Origin of the sequence: Cohnella fermenti (assembly GCF_004801405.1) — a bacterium.
GTDB lineage: Bacteria > Bacillota > Bacilli > Paenibacillales > Paenibacillaceae > Cohnella > Cohnella fermenti.
The window spans coordinates 17,394-36,569 of record NZ_SSOB01000014.1; the positions used below are offsets into that span (position 1 = coordinate 17,394).

The 19,176-nt window shown below is 60.1% G+C and carries 16 protein-coding genes; 11 read left to right on the forward strand and 5 right to left on the reverse strand.

Annotation, left to right across the window (positions count from 1 at the left end):
- Window positions 1-32 precede the first annotated feature (32 nt).
- The 3 genes from E6C55_RS12610 to E6C55_RS12620 are packed head-to-tail and all read left to right on the forward strand — an operon-like array spanning window position 33 to window position 3,723.
- A complete protein-coding gene (locus tag E6C55_RS12610; RefSeq protein WP_136370159.1) occupies window positions 33-1,256 on the forward strand; it encodes a glycosyltransferase family protein in 1,224 nt (407 codons plus the stop codon).
- A 50-nt stretch (window positions 1,257-1,306) separates the two neighbouring features.
- Window positions 1,307-2,464: a glycosyltransferase family 4 protein gene (locus E6C55_RS12615; RefSeq protein WP_136370160.1), complete on the forward strand. Its 1,158-nt coding sequence runs from the start codon at window positions 1,307-1,309 to the stop codon at window positions 2,462-2,464.
- 29 nt (window positions 2,465-2,493) lie between these two features.
- Window positions 2,494-3,723, forward strand: a complete 1,230-nt coding sequence (locus tag E6C55_RS12620; protein WP_136370161.1) for a GNAT family N-acetyltransferase — start codon at window positions 2,494-2,496, stop codon at window positions 3,721-3,723.
- 26 nt (window positions 3,724-3,749) lie between these two features.
- Here the strand turns inward: E6C55_RS12620 and E6C55_RS12625 are convergent, their stop codons facing one another.
- From E6C55_RS12625 to E6C55_RS33810, 4 genes are read right to left on the reverse strand one after another with little or no spacing between them, the layout of a single operon-like run.
- The gene (locus tag E6C55_RS12625) at window positions 3,750-4,916 is read right to left on the reverse strand and encodes a Ger(x)C family spore germination protein (RefSeq protein WP_136370162.1); all 1,167 of its coding nucleotides are present in this window, start codon (window positions 4,914-4,916) and stop codon (window positions 3,750-3,752) included.
- A gap of 32 nt (window positions 4,917-4,948) precedes the next feature.
- Entirely contained in the window at window positions 4,949-6,478 is a 1,530-nt protein-coding gene (locus E6C55_RS12630; protein WP_136370163.1) for a spore germination protein, read from the reverse strand.
- Window positions 6,475-7,596, reverse strand: coding sequence for a GerAB/ArcD/ProY family transporter (locus E6C55_RS12635; protein ID WP_168735610.1), 1,122 nt, complete (start codon window positions 7,594-7,596; stop codon window positions 6,475-6,477). The genes E6C55_RS12630 and E6C55_RS12635 overlap by 4 nt, the downstream gene beginning before the upstream one ends.
- Window positions 7,597-7,655: 59 nt before the next feature.
- The gene (locus E6C55_RS33810; protein ID WP_168735611.1) at window positions 7,656-7,895 is read right to left on the reverse strand and encodes a hypothetical protein; all 240 of its coding nucleotides are present in this window, start codon (window positions 7,893-7,895) and stop codon (window positions 7,656-7,658) included.
- Window positions 7,896-8,228: 333 nt separating this feature from the next.
- On the opposite strand from E6C55_RS33810, the gene E6C55_RS12640 reads away from it, so the two are divergent.
- The 8 genes from E6C55_RS12640 to pssA all read left to right on the forward strand — a co-directional run bounded on the left by E6C55_RS12640 (window position 8,229) and on the right by pssA (window position 16,791).
- On the forward strand, window positions 8,229-8,690 hold the full coding sequence (locus E6C55_RS12640; protein ID WP_136370165.1) for a CtsR family transcriptional regulator: 462 nt from the start codon (window positions 8,229-8,231) through the stop codon (window positions 8,688-8,690).
- A 29-nt stretch (window positions 8,691-8,719) separates the two neighbouring features.
- On the forward strand, window positions 8,720-9,226 hold the full coding sequence (locus E6C55_RS12645; RefSeq protein ID WP_136370166.1) for a UvrB/UvrC motif-containing protein: 507 nt from the start codon (window positions 8,720-8,722) through the stop codon (window positions 9,224-9,226).
- A 45-nt stretch (window positions 9,227-9,271) separates the two neighbouring features.
- Window positions 9,272-10,336 (forward strand): protein arginine kinase, encoded by a 1,065-nt coding sequence (locus E6C55_RS12650; RefSeq protein WP_136370167.1) that lies wholly within the window; start codon window positions 9,272-9,274, stop codon window positions 10,334-10,336.
- Window positions 10,337-10,373: 37 nt separating this feature from the next.
- Window positions 10,374-12,821 carry an ATP-dependent protease ATP-binding subunit ClpC gene (clpC, locus tag E6C55_RS12655; RefSeq protein ID WP_136370168.1) on the forward strand — a complete coding sequence of 816 codons (2,448 nt, stop codon included), beginning with the start codon at window positions 10,374-10,376 and terminating at the stop codon, window positions 12,819-12,821.
- A gap of 213 nt (window positions 12,822-13,034) precedes the next feature.
- Window positions 13,035-13,223, forward strand: a complete 189-nt coding sequence (locus E6C55_RS12660) for a hypothetical protein (protein WP_136370169.1) — start codon at window positions 13,035-13,037, stop codon at window positions 13,221-13,223.
- 119 nt (window positions 13,224-13,342) lie between these two features.
- On the forward strand, window positions 13,343-14,710 hold the full coding sequence (radA, locus tag E6C55_RS12665) for a DNA repair protein RadA (RefSeq protein ID WP_136370170.1): 1,368 nt from the start codon (window positions 13,343-13,345) through the stop codon (window positions 14,708-14,710).
- Between the two features lie 18 nt (window positions 14,711-14,728).
- Window positions 14,729-15,811, forward strand: coding sequence for a DNA integrity scanning diadenylate cyclase DisA (disA, locus tag E6C55_RS12670; RefSeq protein ID WP_136370171.1), 1,083 nt, complete (start codon window positions 14,729-14,731; stop codon window positions 15,809-15,811).
- Window positions 15,812-16,056: 245 nt separating this feature from the next.
- Window positions 16,057-16,791, forward strand: coding sequence for a CDP-diacylglycerol--serine O-phosphatidyltransferase (gene pssA, locus E6C55_RS12675; protein ID WP_136370172.1), 735 nt, complete (start codon window positions 16,057-16,059; stop codon window positions 16,789-16,791).
- Window positions 16,792-17,331: 540 nt separating this feature from the next.
- On the opposite strand, the gene E6C55_RS12680 is transcribed toward pssA, so the two are convergent.
- Window positions 17,332-18,849 (reverse strand): copper amine oxidase N-terminal domain-containing protein, encoded by a 1,518-nt coding sequence (locus tag E6C55_RS12680; RefSeq protein ID WP_136370173.1) that lies wholly within the window; start codon window positions 18,847-18,849, stop codon window positions 17,332-17,334.
- Window positions 18,850-19,176: the final 327 nt, after the last annotated feature.

The window sequence follows — 19,176 nt, forward strand, 5'->3', positions numbered from 1 at the left end:
CCCTATATACGCGGCGAGGAGGACAGACCGGCATGTACGCGATGTGCAGCATCATCTCCAAAAATTATCTGGCCCACGCGAGAACGCTCGCGCAATCGTTCCTCCGGCATCATCCGACCGGCAAGGCGTTCATTCTCCTGACCGATGAAGGAGAAGGGCAGATCCCGGCTCAGGGAGAGCCGTTCGAATGGGTCTATGTCCGCGACATCGGCTTGCCGGACGCGGACTCGCTACGGTTCCGCTACGATGTTGTGGAGTTCAATACGGCGGTCAAGCCTTTTCTCATGGAATATTTGTTCGTCTCCCGCGGGGTCGACAAGCTCGTCTACCTGGACCCGGATATTCTGATCACGCAGCGGATGGATGAGCTGTTCCGCCTGATGGACCGCACCTCGATCGTGCTGACGCCGCACATTCTGACCCCGATGAAGGACGACGGCTTGCGTCCGAGCGAGACGGACCTGCTGCAAGCGGGCATCTACAACCTCGGCTTCCTTGCGCTGACCCGTTCGGCGGAGGCGATGAGGCTGCTCGGCTGGTGGAAGGCGAGACTGCTCGCTTACTGCTTAATGAAGCCCGAGAGCGGCTATCACGTCGACCAGAGGTGGATGGACTTCGTGCCCGCCCTGTTCGAGAACGTTCATATTCTGAAGTCCTGCGGCTACAACGCCGCGTATTGGAACCTGCACGAACGAACCGTCGCAAGCGAAGACGGGATGTTCCTCGTGAACGGGGAACCGCTTCTGTTCTATCACTTCAGCGGCTTCACGGCGGACTTGAGCCAGATCTCCAGGCACCAGACGCGCTTCTCCTGGGAGCAGGTCCCCGGGCTGCGCCCTCTCTTCCTTCAATATGCCCGGCGACTTGCGGAGAACGGCCATGCGACGCTGTCTTCGCTCGGGTACACATACGGGTTCTTCGACAATCAGGTGCGAATTCCGCCGTTCGTCCGCGAGGTGTACCGGAAGCTCGGAGAGGAGGCGAAGCGCTTCGGCAACCCGTTCGCGACGCTCGATCCGGGCGGATTCTATCAGTGGCTGTTCTTCCCCCAGCGGTCCCCGACCGGCTTGCCGCGCCTTCTGCACGAGATTTACGAGACCAGGCCGGATCTGCAGCGGGCATTCCCCAGTCCGACGGGAGCGCAGCGCGGGGAGTTCCTGAAGTGGGCGAGGCCGTTTATTCCGCTTGAATACGGAGTCGAGCCGAAGCTGTGGAACCCGGTCATGGACGTCGCAATGACGAGACCGTTCGGGTAGCGGGGACGAGAGTACGGCAACGGTTAGCGAAAAAAAGGGGGCGAGCGCAGATGGGGCGGAAGGAGAGCGAGTCCGGCGAGGGGCTTCCGGGGACGAATCTGATCGGCTACGTCCGCTACGAGATGGGAATCGGGGAATCGTGCCGGATGGCCGCCCGCGCGCTGGAGCGGGCGGGGGTGCCGTTCGGCGTCTATCCCTTCTCCGGAGGCTGCACGTCCCGCAGCGAGGATTCTTCGCTGGAGGCCTTCTATGTATCCGAGCCCGAGTATGCGATCAACCTCGTGCACGTCAATGCCGACCAGATGCCGGTCGCCTACGGGGAGCTTGGCCCGTCTTGGTTCGAGGGGCGCTACACGATCGGCTACTGGCACTGGGAGCTGCCGGAATTCCCGGACGAGTTCGCGGAAGGCTTCCGGTACGTCGACGAGGTGTGGGTGCCTTCGGCATTCGTCGCCCGCGGCGTCGCGGCCAAATCCCCGGTTCCGGTCGTCCGCATCCCCCACGGGGTCGAGGTGCGCGTCCCCCCGGGAATGTCGAGGAGAACGTTCGGCCTTCCCGAGCGCCGCTTCCTGTTCCTGATGATGTACGACACGTTCAGCTACAGCTCCCGCAAGAACCCGGCCTCCGTCATCGAGGCTTACCGTCGCGCCGCCCTGCAGTTCGGCCTCCCCGCCGACCTGGTCGTGAAGATGAACAACCCGCAGCCGGAGGAGATCGCGGCGATTCGCCGGGCGACCGAAGACCTGCCGGGGGTTCACCTCATCGACCGGACGCTCGGCCGGCTAGAGACGAACGCTCTCTTGGCGTGCGCCGATTGCCTCGTCTCCTTGCACCGTGCGGAGGGCTTCGGCTTGCCGATCGCCGAGGCGATGGAGCTGGGGAAGCCGGTCATCGCGACAGCCTGGTCGGGCAACGAGGACTTCATGTCGCCGGGCAATTCGGGAGCCGTCCGCTACCGGCTGCAGCCGCTCGGCCGCGACTTCGGCCCTTATCGTTCCGAGCAGGTATGGGCGGAGCCGGATGTGGAGCATGCGGCGTTCCTGATGCGCAAGGTCGTCTATGACGAAGAGTGGAGGGCGCGAATCTCCGCGGAAGGGCGCCTGACGATCCGGACGACATTCTCCCCGGCGGCTTCCGGGCTCGCCATGGCAAGGCGGCTGGCCCAGATTGCGGGCGAACGGGATGCACGGCGGCCGGGAATGCGGTAATATAGGGGGAAAATGAAGGCAGGTGTTCCATGAACATTCGACAGCTTGAAGAGAGAGACTTCGATGAGCAAACGGCTTTGTCCGAATTTGCCTTCCAATACGTTCTGAGCGAAGACGAACGCAAGGCAAGGCGCAGGCAATATCGGCCGGCGGATTACTGGGGAGCGTTCGGCGAGCGGGGGGAATTGCTGTCCAAGCTGACGATTCTGCCGCTGGAATGCAGGGTCGGCGGCCGCGCCCTGCGGATGGGAGGCATCGCCGGCGTGGCGACGTGGCCGGAAGCGCGGCGGATGAACTGCGTCACGAGGCTGCTGGAGCGCGCGCTTGTCGTCATGAAGGAGCAGGGGCAGACGATCAGCATGCTCCATCCGTTCTCGATCCCCTTCTATCGCAAGTTCGGTTGGGAGCTTACGATCGAGCAGAAGAAGGTCGAGATCGAGACGGCCAAGCTGGCGAAGCGGAAGGATGCTCCGGGCCGTATGGAGACGATCCCGAAGGAAGGGGACGCTCTTAAGGAACTGCAAGACGTATACGAGGCGTTCGCATCGGCGTATCAAGGGGCGCTGGTCCGGAATGCGGAATGGTGGAACGAGCGCATTGTATCCAAGCCGGGAAGAATCTCCGCCTGGAGGAACGATGCGGGAGCCATGGAGGCTTACGTCTTCTACGAGGTGAAGGAAGGCGATCTGACGGTCCACGACTGGGCGGCCTTGAACGAAGAGGCTCGCGGCGCCCTGTGGGCGTTCCTCGCGAATCACGATTCGATGGCGGCGACGATCCGGCTGCAAGCTCCGACGGACGACGCGACCTCCTACCTGCTGCTTGATCCGCGAGGCGCGAAGCAGGAGCTTCATTCCTACTTCATGTCCCGGATCGTGGATGCGGCGGGCTTCCTTCGCCAATATCCGTTCGCGGGGGGCGAAGCGAAGGAGCGGCTGACGCTGCAGTTGACGGACGAGTATGCGCCGTGGAACCGGAACGTCCTCGTTGTCGAATGGGACGAGCAGGGCCGCGCCGTCGTCTCGGAGTCGGCAGAGGAGGCGGAAGCGGGAGCGGCTTCGACGGCCGGGAACGACACGGCGGGCGAGACGGCAGCGGACATCCGGTGCCACATTCGCGAGCTGTCCGCGATGCTGCTCGGGAGCCGCAGGCCGGAATGGCTTCAGCGCTGCGGCTTGCTGTCGGCGACTTCGGACGCCGTCCGGCTGCTGGAACGGAGAATTCCGCCGCGCGTTCCGTATCTTCCGGACTTCTTCTGAAGCCGCCGGGCGCTTGGAATTATTGCTTAGGGATGCGGCTGGCTCGTCAGCGGGCTGCCCGCATCCATTCCCGTCGTTGTCAGGTCGATCTTAACCGATACCGACACCTTCGCCTTCGAGAACAGCTCGGGCCAATCCGAGCGCCACTGCTTCCAGAGCCGGGGATTCCACCTCTCGACCCTTAATCCCGCGAACAGCACGTCCGCCTTGCGCTTCTGAATATACTCCAACGCTTCCAGAGTGTCGCTTGTTACTTTCTCCTCCAGGCGCTTCACGAACCGATCGTGCTCCGCCTTCGTCAGCACGCTGGAGCAGACCAGCTCGCCAACCCCTCCTTGCAGCGATAAATGTATTTTGATATTCGGCAAGCCTCCCGAGCTCACGACCCGCAGACGGGATTTGGCGTTGCCTACTTTGAACAGATCCGCCGCCTCGCCCCCCGCTTCGCCATCGCTGGGACAGGGCAGCGTAATGAGCCCTCGCTTGTACTCGCCCCGGATCATCATAATGTTGTCGACGAACTTGATCGGAACAAGGCCCGAGTCGATCTTGCCGGGAGGCAGCCGCAGCACATTCATGCCGTCGATAATGGCCGCCTGCTGGCTCTGCTGCTTGAGCAGCTTCAGCCGGGGGAGAAGCGTCACCGATCCCGGAGATTGGGCCAGGATCTCAAGGTTGATCAGGGAAAGCGCGGTCGAGGCTCCCGCCTGGAGGCTGGACAGCCTCTCCACCGTCTTCAATTGCTGCCCGATCGTGTTCTCGATCAGAGGATTGATGAGAAGATATCGATTGGCCAAGCCTTCCGTCGTCATGACGAACGCCGATCCCCGCAGCCCTTGGGAACGCGAGAAGAAGTCGAGAATCTCGCCGATATTGCGGTTAAGGGCGGCCTCTTCCCCGAGCAGCAGCGCTCTCATATGGCTCCACTGCAGGTTCCTCCCGAGCTGCGCGGCTATCTGGCCAGCCGCTTGGGAGATGGTGGACGCTTCGCTGGTCAGCGTGACGAACGACTTGCCGCTGGAAGAGGTGTCGCTTCTGGATTCGGAAGCCCCCGGCCGGTAGATCTGGGTGGTGACCCGGAATCCGCCGCTCTCCGTAAGATCGATAGCGACCGCTTGAACGAAGCCCCATGCGGTCAATTCGTTCTTGTCCCAGCACCCGGTCAAGAGGGTCAGCGCTCCCAAGAGAAGCATGCACCGTCCCCATGCGCCCACGCCCGCGCCGCTCACCTCGCGCGACCGCGGCGGCCGCGGGGCGGCGCCGATTCCGATGGAAGCAAGCGGCGATTCCGGGGGTTCTTCAGCATGGTTGTCAACGGGGCCCGAACGACAATGTCGCGCCAATCCGAGAGCTTCAAGGGGGCGATCGACGTCAGGTAGGGCTGACCCAGCGTGCGCAAGCAGGTCAGGTGCAGCAGCAGGAGCAGGGAACATATCATCAGGCCGAAGCCTCCGAGCAGCGTCGCCGCGACCATGAACGGGAACCTCAGAATGCGGATGGCAATGGCGATATCGTAATGCGGAATGGCGAAGGAAGCGATCCCTGTTAACGCGACCACAATGACCATGATCGGAGAAGAGATCTTGGCCATGATCGCCGCCTGGCCGATGACCAGCGCGCCGACGATGCTGACGGCAGATCCAACGGGCCGCGGCAGGCGAATTCCCGCTTCCCGAAGCAGCTCGAAGGAGATCTCCATAATCAGCGCTTCGATAAAAGCCGGGAACGGAATTCCTTCTCTCGTGTCCAATATAGCCAGCAGCAGGACGGTCGGAATCATCTCGGGGTGGAAGGTCGACAACGCGATATAGAGGCTGGGCAGCATCAGCGCGATGAAGAAGGCGCCGATTCGAAGAAGGCGGATCATCGTGGCGAACACGGTCCGCACGTAATAGTCTTCGCTTGTGCCGAGAAAATCGGTCAGAAGAGCCGGGGCGATAAGAACCATCGGCGAATTGTCGACGAGCACGGCGATTCGGCCGTCCATAATGGCGGCGGCTATCGCATCCGTTCGCTCCGTATACCGATATTGAGGGAAGGGCGAGTACTTCGAATCTTGAACCCAATCCTCAATGAAGGACGTCTCCGGGACGTCGTATTGCTCAATCCCTTGCAGGCGGCTTTGAAATTCGTTAAGCACCGTAGGGATTACCGCGTTGTCCAAGTAGCACATGGCGATGGTTGTCTTCGTTGTGTCTCCCGCGACCAGGAACTCGATCTTCAGGCGGGGAGTCTGCAGCCGCTGCCTGATCATTCCGAGGTTGGTCGAGAGCCGCTCAACGGTACCTTCCCGCGGGCCTTGAACGACCGGCTCGCTGACGGGCTCCGTCACCTGCCGCTTGTCGAACGAGGGCGCCTGGTAGGCGACAGCCCGATTCCAGCCGTCGAACATCAGGACGACGAAGCCTTGCAGGATGAGATTGATCGCCGCTTCCAGCTCCGTTACGATCCTCATCCCTTGAGAGGTCGCGCCCTCCTGGCCGAAGTAGCGTTCGACCGAGGCGGGGGTGACGGATTCGGCCCTCCCCGAACGGCGGCCCGAGAGGTCTTCCAGCGATTGCATCATGTAATGATTGCGGTCTACGGCAACGAGGGAGCTGCAGTACACCGACAATGCCTTGTAGTCCAAATTATCTCCGTATGTAAGTACATCGAAGATGACGTCATCGCATTTTCCCAACAACTGCTCCAGACTCCGCCGATTCGCGGACAGATCTTCCGTCAACAGCTCCGGGTTTGCGGGAGAGGGCTTCATCGTTCTGCCTCCTGTGCGCGCGAAGCGGGTTTTGTCCTTGCCAGAGTCAGTCCCGCAAGCGCGTAAATCAACAAACAGCCTACGAAGATGACGGTAAAGGGCCAAACTTGATAAACGAGGTATTGGAAGTCCGCCGGGCTGCTGAACAGAGTCAACGAGAGCAAGGTGCACAGCAAGCCGAGCGGATAGATGAAGGCCCGTTCGTCCTTAACGCCGCTTATCTTCGAGAGGACTCTGTTCAACGCGATAATGTATCCCGTAGCCTTCATATAGGAGCCCAGAATAAGCGCAACTCCGATAACCGCCTCGATGCGTTCGTTCGTGCCGCCGATCTCGATATTGCTGGCAAGCTGGTACAAGGAGTAGTTGAAGTGCCCTGCGGCGGCGCCGAACGCGGCGATCGTACACAATGTTGCGATCACCATGGATATTCCGGTAATGCCGAATGCCAGCAAGAGCCTGACGCTTAAGAGCCTGCTGTTGTCCTTGCCGGCATAGGGGAGAATCAGAGCGAACAAGCACACCTCCCCGAAGGGGAATCCGGCGGTGATGAACAGCCCGTGCAGGATAGGCCCGGCTCCCTTATCGAAGATGGGAAGCAGCCGGTTCCAGTCATAAAGCGGAAGTGCAATGACCAATACGACAACGGCGAACATGATCATGATCGGCACGAGCAGGACAAACATTCGGGCTGCCGCGGCGATTCCGGCTCTTGCGGTCAAGGTGGCCACAAGCAGACTGAACGAGCAGAAAATATAGAGGGGAGTCTCGGGCATCATGCCGCTGATAAAAAAAGCTCCGATTCCGGCGATAATGGCGGCCGTGGCGAACAAGAGCATCGCGATAACCGGAATCATAATGATCACCGTTGCGGTTCTCCCGATCAAGATGCGCGAGTATTCGACCATGTCTCGCCCTTCATGCCGCCGATGCAGGAACAATACGCAGAGCAAGGTGATCATTCCGAAGCCGAAGGCGCCGAGGAGCGATAACCAAGCTCCGTTGCCTGCCGTCAGGATAAGAGAACTGGGGATGAAGATGATCGCCGATCCCATCGAGACCGCAATGAGAAAGCACGCCAACTGCCCGGTGGTAAGTTTATCTGCGCGTCCTTGCAATATCGTGCCCTCCTTGAATGGTAAGTTAGTGGATCGGCGCGGATCAGCGATCGAGCAAGTCAGCGGATCGATTCCAACATGCGGACGAAGCCGTCCGAAGGCGGCCCGTAAATCCACTCCAGCCATTCTCCGAATCCAGCCCAATCCATATGGCCGGCATACATCAAGGCGAAGTAAAGGGACGGCGTCGTGATGAGCAGAATCCACCGGCGAGTTTTCTTGTTCTGGTGTTTCCAATCATGAATCGTGGTTAAGATAAATAAAGAGAACAATATCGTCAGGAATAACCACTTTTCCATCTCGTGCCGCTCCTTCCGTCGTCTGCATGCGCTTGGGGGTCTTGACCATTTTCCCCTTTTTTCCATGTCTTATGCGCGAAGATCAGGCGCGAACGAAGCGTGCATTCCCGGAATATCTTGAATGCAGGAGGCGTCTTGACGAAAATTTTCGGCCCGCAGGCAAGTAATCCGCAGCGGTTCTGCCCATACTTTCGAAGAGAGCGCAAGAGAAGGGAAGTTCGGCGGCGATCCCCCCTTGGCAAGTCGGGAAAAAGCGATTATAATAAGCCTATAGTCAAAGAAAGTCAAAGTCAGAGTCGGAGCCGTAATCGCGCTTCGGAAGGGAGGTTGGCGATGCGCAACATCTCGGATCTGATCGAGCAGTACTTAAAGCAAATCCTGGCGGTCAGCCAAGGGGGCGCCGTCGAGATTCAGCGCAGCGATCTCGCGGAGAAGTTCTCCTGTGTTCCTTCGCAGATCAACTACGTGATCGGCACCCGCTTCACGATCGAGAAGGGCTATTACGTCGAGAGCAAGCGGGGAGGCGGAGGCTACATCCGCATTCAGCGCGTCGACCTGCCGAATCTGGAAGCCGTGCAGCGCCACATTCAGATAACGGTGGGCGAGCAGATCGATCAGAGCGCCGCGGAGGGGCTGATCTACCAGTTGGAGGAAGCAAGGTACTTAAGCCCAAGGGAAGCTCATCTCCTGAAGGCGGCCATGTCGAGAGATGTGCTGCAGCTCAAGCTTCCCGCCCGCGATGAACTGAGAGCCCGGCTGCTTCGGGCGATGCTCGTGGCCTTGCTCGCCAAGTAGCGGCGGCAAGGGGAAAGGAGGAGTCAAGGATGGTATGTCAGGAATGCGGCAAAAGACAGGCAACGTTGCATTTTACGAAGATTGTGGGCGGCGAGAAGGCGGAGCTGCACATCTGCGAGGCATGCGCTCGCGAGAGAGGGGAACTGATCCCCGGCACCCAGTCCGGCTTCTCCATCCATAACCTGCTGTCCGGCATTCTCGACTTCGAGAATCCGGGGGCGGCGTCCAAGGCGCCCGTTCTTCGCTGCGAGACATGCGGCATGACCTATACCCAGTTCAGCAAGATTGGACGATTCGGGTGCAGCCAATGCTACAAGAACTTCGCGGATCGTCTGGACCCTCTGCTGAAGCGGGTTCACGGCAATACCGTCCACGTCGGCAAGATTCCGCGGCGGGCGGGCGGCCAGGTGCAGACGAAGCGGGAGATCGAGCAACTCAAGAAGGAGATGCTCGGCCGCATCGAGAGGGAAGACTTCGAGACCGCGGCGCAACTGCGGGATCGCATCCGGGATCTCGAGAAGGAGGTCGGCGGCTGATGAAGAACTTCGCCGCTTCGCTTCATGCGAGAGGAGGAATGAACGATGACCAAGCCTGAATTCGCCGAGTTTGCGCTTAGCCCTTGGATGGAGAAGGAAGGTCCGGATACCGACGTCGTGCTGAGCAGCCGGGTTCGGCTCGCACGCAACCTTCGCTCTTATCCTTTTCCCATGCTGGCTACTCCGGCCCAGTCCGCAGACGTCGCCGAGCAGTTGCTCGGCGTTGCGGAGAGCGGAAGGCTGGGCGGCCTCGGCCCGATCGCGTCGTATTCGCTGGCGGAGCTGACGGAGCTCGAGAAGCTCGTGCTCGTGGAGAAGCACCTGATCAGCCCGGCGCTCGCGAGCGAATCGCGCAACGGAGCTCTGATCCTTAGCCGGAACGAGGACGTCAGCATCATGGTCAACGAGGAGGATCATCTGCGGATTCAGCTCCTGTATTCGGGCTTCCAGATCAAGGAGGCGTGGGAATACGCGAGCAAGATCGACGATATCTTCGAAGAGAGCGTCGACTTCGCCTTCGACGAGAAGCACGGCTACTTAACGAGCTGTCCGACCAACGTCGGCACCGGAATTCGCGCTTCCGTCATGATGCACTTGCCCGCGCTCGTGCTGACCGGGCAGATCAACCGCATTCTGTCCGCCGTCACGCAGGTGGGCCTCGCGGTGCGCGGCATCTACGGCGAAGGCAGCGAAGCGACTGGCAACCTGTTCCAGGTGTCGAACCAGATCACGCTCGGGCAGTCGGAAGGCGAGATCATCGACAATCTGCACGCCGTCGCCCGTCAGATTATCGGCCACGAGAAGGCGGCGCGGGAACGTCTGATGGCGGACAACCGGGCGAGGCTCGAGGATCGCGTGATGCGATCGTTCGGCATTCTGTCCTATGCCGGCATCATCGACTCGAAGGAAGCGGCGCAGCGGCTGTCGGACGTCCGTCTCGGCGTGAATCTCGGGCTTCTGCCCAGCCTGAACCTGCAGATGCTGAATGAGCTTATGGTGTCCACGCAGCCCGGCTTCCTGCAGCGGAAGTTCGGCGAAGCGCTCAGTCCGGAGCAGCGGGACATGACGAGAGCGGAGATTATTCGTTCGAGGCTGGCAACGAAGGCGTAAATGTTCTATTCTATCTCTATAGGGGAGGTGTTGTCTCATGATGTTCGGAAGATTCACTGAACGGGCACAGAAGGTGCTTGCATTGGCTCAAGAAGAAGCCGTGAGACTGGGACACAACAATATCGGCACGGAGCATATCCTGCTCGGATTGATTCGCGAAGGCGAGAGCATCGCCGCCAAGGCGCTTATTGCGCTCGGACTCGGCCTCGAGAAGATTCAGGACGAGGTGGAATCGTTGATCGGCCGCGGCCAAGAGCAGCCGACCAATATCGCTTATACTCCTCGCGCGAAGAAGGTCATCGAGCTGTCGATGGACGAAGCGCGCAAGCTTGGACACACGTACGTAGGAACCGAACACATCCTGCTCGGCTTGATCCGGGAAGGGGAGGGCGTCGCCGCCCGCGTTCTGAATAACCTGGGCATCAGCCTGAACAAGGCCCGGCAGCAAGTGCTGCAACTGCTCGGCAGCAGCGAGAGCGTCTCGCCTAGCCACGGCCCGTCCGCGAACGTCAGCACGCCGACGCTCGACGGCCTGGCGCGCGACCTGACGGCCAGCGCCCGCGACAACAACATCGATCCTGTCATCGGCCGGGCGAAGGAGATCGAACGCGTCATTCAGGTTCTGTCCCGCCGCACGAAGAACAACCCGGTGCTGATCGGCGAGCCGGGGGTCGGCAAGACGGCGATCGCCGAAGGCCTCGCCCAGAAGATCGTCAACAACGAGATTCCGGAGACGCTTCGCGACAAGCGCGTCATGACGCTCGACATGGGCTCCGTCGTCGCCGGCACGAAGTACCGCGGCGAGTTCGAAGACCGCCTGAAGAAGATCATGGACGAGATTCGCCAAGCGGGCAACGTCATCCTGTTCATCGACGAGCTGCACACGCTGATCGGAGCGGGCGGCGCGGAAGGCGCCATCGACGCATCCAATATCCTGAAGCCGGCGCTCGCGCGCGGAGAGCTGCAATGCATCGGCGCGACGACGCTGGACGAATACCGCAAGTACATCGAGAAGGACGCCGCGCTCGAGCGCCGCTTCCAGCCGATCACGGTCGATCAGCCGTCCCCGGAAGAAGCGGTTCAGATTCTTCACGGGCTGCGCGACCGCTACGAGGCTCATCACCGCGTGAAGATTACGGACGATTCGATCGAAGCGGCGGTGAAGCTGTCCGACCGCTACATCACGGATCGCTTCCTGCCGGATAAGGCGATCGACCTGATCGACGAGGCCAGCTCGAAGGTGCGCCTGCGCTCGTACACGATTCCGCCGAACCTGAAGCAACTGGAGCAGCGTCTGGAGGATATCCGCAAGGAGAAGGACGCCTCCGTGCAGAGCCAGGAGTTCGAGAAGGCGGCTGCCCTCCGCGATACCGAGCAGAAGATTCGCGAGGAGCTCGACGCCACGAAGAACCAGTGGAAGGAGAAGCAGGGCCGCACCGATTCGGAGGTCACTCCGGAGGACATCGCCCAGGTCGTCGCAAGCTGGACCGGCATCCCGGTCAGCAAGCTGGCGGAGGAGGAGACCGAGCGCCTGCTGAAGATGGAAGAGATTCTGCACGATCGCGTCATCGGGCAGGAGGAAGCCGTCAAGGCGGTGGCGAGAGCCGTTCGCCGTTCCCGCGCAGGGCTTAAGGACCCGAAGCGTCCGATCGGTTCGTTCATCTTCCTCGGGCCGACGGGCGTCGGCAAGACCGAGCTCGCCCGCGCGCTTGCGGAAGCGATGTTCGGCGACGAGAACGCGGTCATCCGCATCGACATGTCGGAGTACATGGAGAAGCATTCGACCTCCCGCCTCGTCGGGGCGCCTCCGGGATACGTCGGCTACGACGAGGGCGGCCAGCTCACGGAGAAGGTTCGCCGCAAGCCGTATTCGGTCGTCCTGCTGGATGAGATCGAGAAGGCGCATCCGGAAGTGTTCAACGTGCTGCTTCAAGTGCTCGAGGACGGCCGTCTGACCGACTCGAAGGGCCGCACCGTCGACTTCCGCAACACGCTGATCATCATGACCTCGAACGTCGGGGCCGATCAGATCAAGCGCAACTCGACGCTCGGCTTCACGGCGGCGCATGATGCGGGCCGCGATTACGCCGTCATGAAGGATAAGGTGCTGGGCGAGCTGAAGAAGTCGTTCCGTCCGGAATTCCTCAACCGGATCGACGAGATGATCGTGTTCCACCCGCTCGAGCAGGAGCACATCGCCCGCATCGTCACGCTGATGGCCGACGAGCTGCGCAAGCGCCTCGCCGAGCACGACGTCGAGTTCGAGCTCACCGAAGCGGCGAAGGCATTCCTCGCGAAGGAAGGCTTCGATCCGCAATACGGAGCCCGTCCGCTGCGCCGTGCGATCCAGAAGCACATCGAGGATCGCCTGTCCGAGGAACTGCTGCTCGGCAAGATCCAGAAGGGCCACAAGCTGCTCATCGACGAAGCGGACGGCACGCTGGCGGTCCAGGTGAAGGACGAAGTCGGTTCGACGAATTTATAAGAGAGAACGGCGGCATCGGGAGACTCTCCCTGTGCTGCCGTTTTTGCGTCGTCAGCGTATGAAATTTCATATTCGTTTGTCCGTTGGGTTGTTTGGACGGCGAGTGGCGGGCGGGGAGAAGGACTCCGGCGAGGGCATCGTTCGATGCATATCACCAATCCGGGCGGCGGGCCATACCCTATAGCAAATCCGATGGCGAAGAAGGGAAGCCCGATGTATCGAAGGCGGCGAAGGCCGTTCCCGTGGAGACAGCCGCTTCCGTTCCTGCTCAGCGGAATCGGATTCGTGCTTATGCTGCTCATTCTGAGCAAAATCCTGTTTGTGCTGTTTTATTTGTTCGGGGGTGTGATGCTTATTGCCATCGTCCTGTGGTTCTTATGGAGATGGTGGTGGTATCGTTAGCCCCGGCGGGACCTCATCTTCGCGGATGCGGTCCTTTTTTTATTCCGCCGTTAGACGCATTTTACCCGGTTGGCCGATCATGGTACACTTTAGATACTGAATTGTTCGAGGGGACTAAGATGGCTAAAGTCAAGATCAAGTTCGTATGCAACGAGTGCGGGACGGAGTCGCCCAAGTGGATGGGGAAGTGTCCGGGCTGCGGGGCCTGGAACTCCATGACGGAAGAGGCGGAAGCCGTCACGAAGGCTCCGGTTGGACGGAGCGAGACGCTTCGGACGAAAGAAAAGCCCGCTTCCATCATACATATAGAAAGCGGCCGCGAGCCGAGAATATCGACCGGACTCGAAGAATTGAACCGCGTGCTGGGCGGCGGGCTCGTTCCCGGTTCGCTGATGCTCGTCGGAGGAGATCCGGGCATCGGCAAGTCGACGCTGCTGCTGCAGGCGTCCAACTCCCTGGCCAGCCAGGGACTGAAGGTGCTGTACGTGTCCGGGGAAGAATCGGTTCGCCAGACGAAGCTGCGGGCCGATCGTTTGGGCACCTTAAGCGAGAAGCTGTTCGTGCTCTGCGAGACGAACCTCGACTTCATCGAGGAAGCGGTTGCCTCGCTTGAGCCGGACTTCCTCGTGATCGACTCGATCCAGACGGTGTATCGCCCGGATGTCGCGTCGGCGCCCGGCAGCGTCGCGCAAGTGCGGGAATGCACGGCGCAATTCATGCGCGTCTCCAAGATCAACGGCGTCGCGACCGTGCTCGTCGGCCATGTGACGAAGGAAGGCGCGATCGCGGGGCCGAGGCTGCTCGAGCATATGGTCGACTGCGTGCTCTACTTCGAAGGGGAGCGCCATCATTCGTACCGCTTGCTTCGCGCCGTCAAGAACCGGTTCGGCTCGACCAACGAGATCGGAATCTTCGACATGACCGAGGACGGGCTGCGGGAAGTTGCCAATCCGTCCGAGCTGTTCCTGTCCGAACGCCCGCTCGGGGTGGCGGGCTCCTGCGTGGCCGCGAGCATGGAGGGGACCCGGCCGGTGCTCGTCGAGCTGCAGGCGCTGGTTGCGCCGACCAGCTTCCCGTCGCCGCGTCGGATGTGCTCGGGGCTCGACCATCACCGGATCTCGCTCGTGATAGCGGTGCTCGAGAAGCGGATGGGTTTGTTCCTGCAGAACCAGGACGCCTATGTGAACGTGGCCGGCGGGGTGAGGCTGGAGGAGCCCGCGGCCGATCTGGCCGCTGCGGTCAGCCTCGCATCGAGCTTCCGCGACTTGCCGACGAAGCCGTATGACGTCGTCTTCGGCGAGGTCGGCCTGACCGGCGAGGTGAGGGCGGTGTCCCGCGCGGAGATGAGGGTGAAGGAAGCGCTGAAGCTCGGCTTCAAACGCGTGATTCTGCCGGAGATGAGCTTGAAGGGGTGGTCGCCGCCGGCCGGGATTCAGTTGATCCCGGTGAAGACGGTGGCGGAAGCGCTCAAGGCAGCGTTGGAATAAGGGGGTGCCAGACACATTATGAGAGAGACCAAAGACAGAGAGCATCAGACGATGAACCAGTTGCTGCAGATGGTTGCCCCCGGCACGCCGTTCCGCGACGGGCTCGAGAACGTTCTTCGCGCCAAGACGGGGGCGCTGATCGTTGTCGGCTGCAGTTCGGAGATTATGGAGGTTGTGGACGGAGGCTTCAGCATCAATTGCGACTTCAGCCCGAACTACCTCTACGAGTTGGCGAAGATGGACGGAGCAATTATCCTCAGCGAGGATGCCAAACGCATTCTCTATGCGAATACTCAATTGATCCCGGACTCCTCGATCTCCTCGATCGAGACCGGCATCCGGCATCGCACGGCGGAGCGGGTGGCGAAGCAGACGGGCAAGCTTGTCGTCTCCATCTCCCAGCGGCGCAATATCATTACGCTGTATCAGGGCAGCCTGCGCTACTCCTTGAAGGAGACCGGGGCTATTCTGACCAAGGCGAACCAGGCGATCCAGACGCTCGAACGGTATCGGACGGTGTACAATCAGGCGCTGACCAACCTGTCGGCGCTGGAATTCGAGGAGCTTGTCACGATGCACGAGGTTGCATACGTGATGCAGCGCTCGGAGATGGTGCTTCGCTTCAAGATGGAAATAAGCCGTTACGTGCTGGAGCTCGGTAACGAGGGCCGGCTGATTCAGATGCAGATGGTGGAATTGGTCGGATCGGCGGAGGAAGAGTCCCGGCTGATGCTGAAGGACTATGCGCGCGATTCGAGCGACGAGAAGATTCGGGAGATTCAGGCGACGCTGAGGAAGCTGAGCTCCGAAGAGCTGCTGGACGCCAACGGCCTCATCCGGTTGCTTGGCTACACGTCCCTCAGCACCATCGCGGAGGACGGCTTCCACCCGCACGGCTATCGTCTGCTCAGCAAGATTCCCCGACTGCCGAGCGTTATTATCCATAATCTGGTGGGGCGCTTCGGCTCGTTCCCCCGCATGATGGCCGCTTCCATCGAAGAGCTGGACGAGGTGGACGGCATCGGAGAGGTGCGGGCGCGGTCGATCAAGGAAGGTCTGAAGCGAATTCAAGATCAGGTGTTTATTGACAGACAGATTTAACGCGTCTAGAATGAATGAATGTATGAAGGAATGGCAATCTGGCATTCGAATATATAACATTCGTCCTGGGATGAGGAACGACATCCGCCATTATAGGCTCAGCCGAACGTCCGGAACAAGTCCGATGCCGCAGCGAAGGCGTTTTTTGCTTGTCTGGTTTCGAACCGGCAACACGGTCGTTTCTTTTTTTTTGATTCCTGCTCCGATTGGACTCCGATTGGGCATAGTAAAGTCGAGGTGGATCCATGATCGCGAAATCCATACCGAATTTGTTTACCATAGGCAATCTGTTCCTCGGCGTTCTCTCCATTATCTTGGCGTTTAATGACCGGGCGGACGGGGCTGCGCTTCTGGTGATCATTGCCATGCTCTTGGACGGGTTGGACGGCCGCGTCGCGCGCGCCCTGGGCGTTCAGAGCGAGTTCGGCAAGGAGCTCGATTCCTTGTCCGACGTCATCTCGTTCGGCGTCGCACCCGCATTCATTATGTATCAGGCCGCCTTCTCGACCGATGTCAGCGAAGCGCTCGCCTGGATCGTCACGGCCATCTTCCCGATCTGCGGGGCGCTCCGCCTTGCCAGATTCAACGTGATCGAAGGCATTCCCGGCTACTTTATCGGGCTGCCGATTCCCGCCGCCGGCGGGGTGCTGGCGACCCTCGCTCTCTTCAACCACGATCTGAACGTGTATCTGCTTCTGATCGCTACGCTGGCCTTGTCGTTCCTGATGGTCAGCAACATCAAGTACCCGAACTTCAAGAAGCTCGGCCTTCCGCGAGCTGCGGTGTGGGCCATACCGCTCGTCGTCGCTGCAGCGGTCGTTCTGGCCTTCCTGTTCCCGCGAGCCATTCCGCGGTTTATCCTGGGGCTGCTGCTTCTCTACGCCCTCTGGGGGCTAAAAAAAAACGTTGACTCTCTGGTCGGCCGACGCCGCAAGAAGAGGGCGCGGGACGAGAAGCCGCGTTCGAAGCACAGCGCCTAATGTCCGGATTTCATCGCATGGCATGATCATCGAATACAGCAGAGGCCGTCTCGGGCGAGACGGCCTCTGCGCGTTTAATGGGATGACATTGGCGAACCGAAGGGCGAGCACGAGTGGAGTGCGAGTGTAATCGGGAATTTATGTGAAAATTCACATTCGTGCAGCGCGATAACGGGCAGGTTGGACGATTCTATGTGAAAAATAGCATACATAGAGAAATTTCCGGCTCGAGTTGTCGCATATATGCTAAAAACCGCATAAAACGCCGCAAATCCCTCCCAATCGAGCCGACGAATGTGAAAAACCACATAAAATTGCCGGAGCCGGGGCCAGAGCCAGAGCCGGAGCCGGAATCAAGACCCGGAGCCGGGGTCGGGGCCAGAGCCAGAGCCAGAGCCAGAGCCAGAGCCAGAGCCAGAGCGGGAGCCGAAATCAAGAGCCAGGGCCAGAGCGGGAGCCGAAATCAAGATCCGGGGCCGGGGCCGGAGCCGGAATCAAGAGCCGGAATCAACCCCAACCCAAGCCGGAGCGAAAAACAAACTACCGCAGCAACTGAACGGACAGGATCAGCGTGTGCCCGTCCGGCGTCTCCGCCGTCGCGTCGTAGCCGAGCAGCTCGGCCATGGAGCGGAACGGGACGAGGAGAACGTCCTGGACGAGCTTCGGAGCGGCGTCGAGCTCGAAGGGGTGTCCGTCCGCGCTCGCCTGCGTCTCGCCCAGCGTGAGCGAATACTTGCGATGCTCCCGTCCGAGGAACAGCGTCTTCGTCGCGTGATCCCATTGCAGGCTCGCTCCGAGCACGATCGCGGCCTCCTTGGCGGGAACAAGCAGCTCGTTATCCCCGGCGGCCCTCAGCATGGTGAAGGTCGGCTGCTGCTCTGCGTTGCCCATCTTCAGCGAGAACTTCGCATTTATCACCCGATTGTCCGGCGTGATGAGCAGGGAGGCGAGCTGATTCTCGAGCGTATCCGTGAATGTCCGCGCGTTGTCCGCCGTCACCCGGTACCGGCTGTCGTCCTCGCCGATCCGCTTCGCGATCCACGTGTTCACGTCCTCGCTGTAATGCGACAGGTCCTTGTACCGATCCAGATCGAAGGTCACGTCCGCTTCCGTCTGGAAGTCGTACACCTTCGTGTTGGGCAGCGCGCCAAGCTGTCCGTACATCCATTCGCTCATCTCGAGCTGGTTCCGGTAACGCGTCTCGTTCGTCTGCCTCCACACCTCGTGTCTGAGAATGCTGTAGGGCGGATAGAAGAAGATAAACTCGGCTTCCGGGTGAAGCTTCACCAGGGAGAGAATATTTTGTGCAAAATTGTCCTTCACGTACTCGATCGGCTCCTCGTTCAGGCCAAAGTACTTCTCGTTCACCTGGGCCAGCCGGTAGTCGTGCATGACCTTGGCAGCCGAGAAGCCTCCGCTTCCGTTCCAGTTGCCCAGGCGCTCCAGATCGCGGTTGTTCCCGTTCGTGAAGGAGTGGACGACACTCTTGAAGAGCATCGAGTAGACGGACAGATTAAACCAATATTTATAATCGTTCTTCCAGTCCGAATCGTACAAATAGTCGGGAAAATCAGCCGCCAGCTCCGGGTCCTGCGCCTTCAGCGCGAAGTAGTCGAGCCCCCACAGCACCTGCTTGACCTTGCCCGTGTCCAGGGCAAGCTTGGCGATCTTGTATTGTTCGTCCGCCATCGAGCCCCGCATCGCCAGCTTCATGACCTTGCCGTGCAGCGCCTCTCCGACGACGGACGGCAGGAAGTTCTCGGTCATCGACGTCCCGACGATAATCGTGTCGTAGTCGAAGTTCTTGGCCAGGCCGGGATTCTGGTAGCGCTCTTCGGTGGAGAAGACCATCGGGATGACGGTCGCCTTGCGGTAGAACTGGAGCGGATCGAGCGCAAGGGTGAGCAGGATAAGCGATAACGCAAGCGAGACGGAGGCGATGACGAAGCGGCGAACCCAGGAACGATAAGCCGCTCGGGCATTCCTCCCGGCCGGTCGGCGGACGGACGAGGCGGGAGCGGCGGGAGTGGATGCGGCGGCAGGGATAGGTGCGTGCACGGGGATGCCCCTCTCTGGTTGGTCATCGATTGCAGGCTTTTTTTCCTAGTTTCACTATACCGTTTAAGGCGGTTAACTGCCAAGATAAATTGAACTCGGGCGGATATAACCGATTTGTCAAAAATCGCTTATTTACTTTCCGGCCTTCCTTCTATACATAATGATTAATGATCTAAAGGGCGGGGGGCCGACTATTGCACCTCTATAAATGTAAGCGCAAACAAGGGGCGGGGGAAGTGAAGGCGATGAACAAAAAATCGAGGCTATGGCGAGAATATTTGATCTCTTATGTTTTTATTTTTGCGATTCCCTTCCTTATCCTCGGGA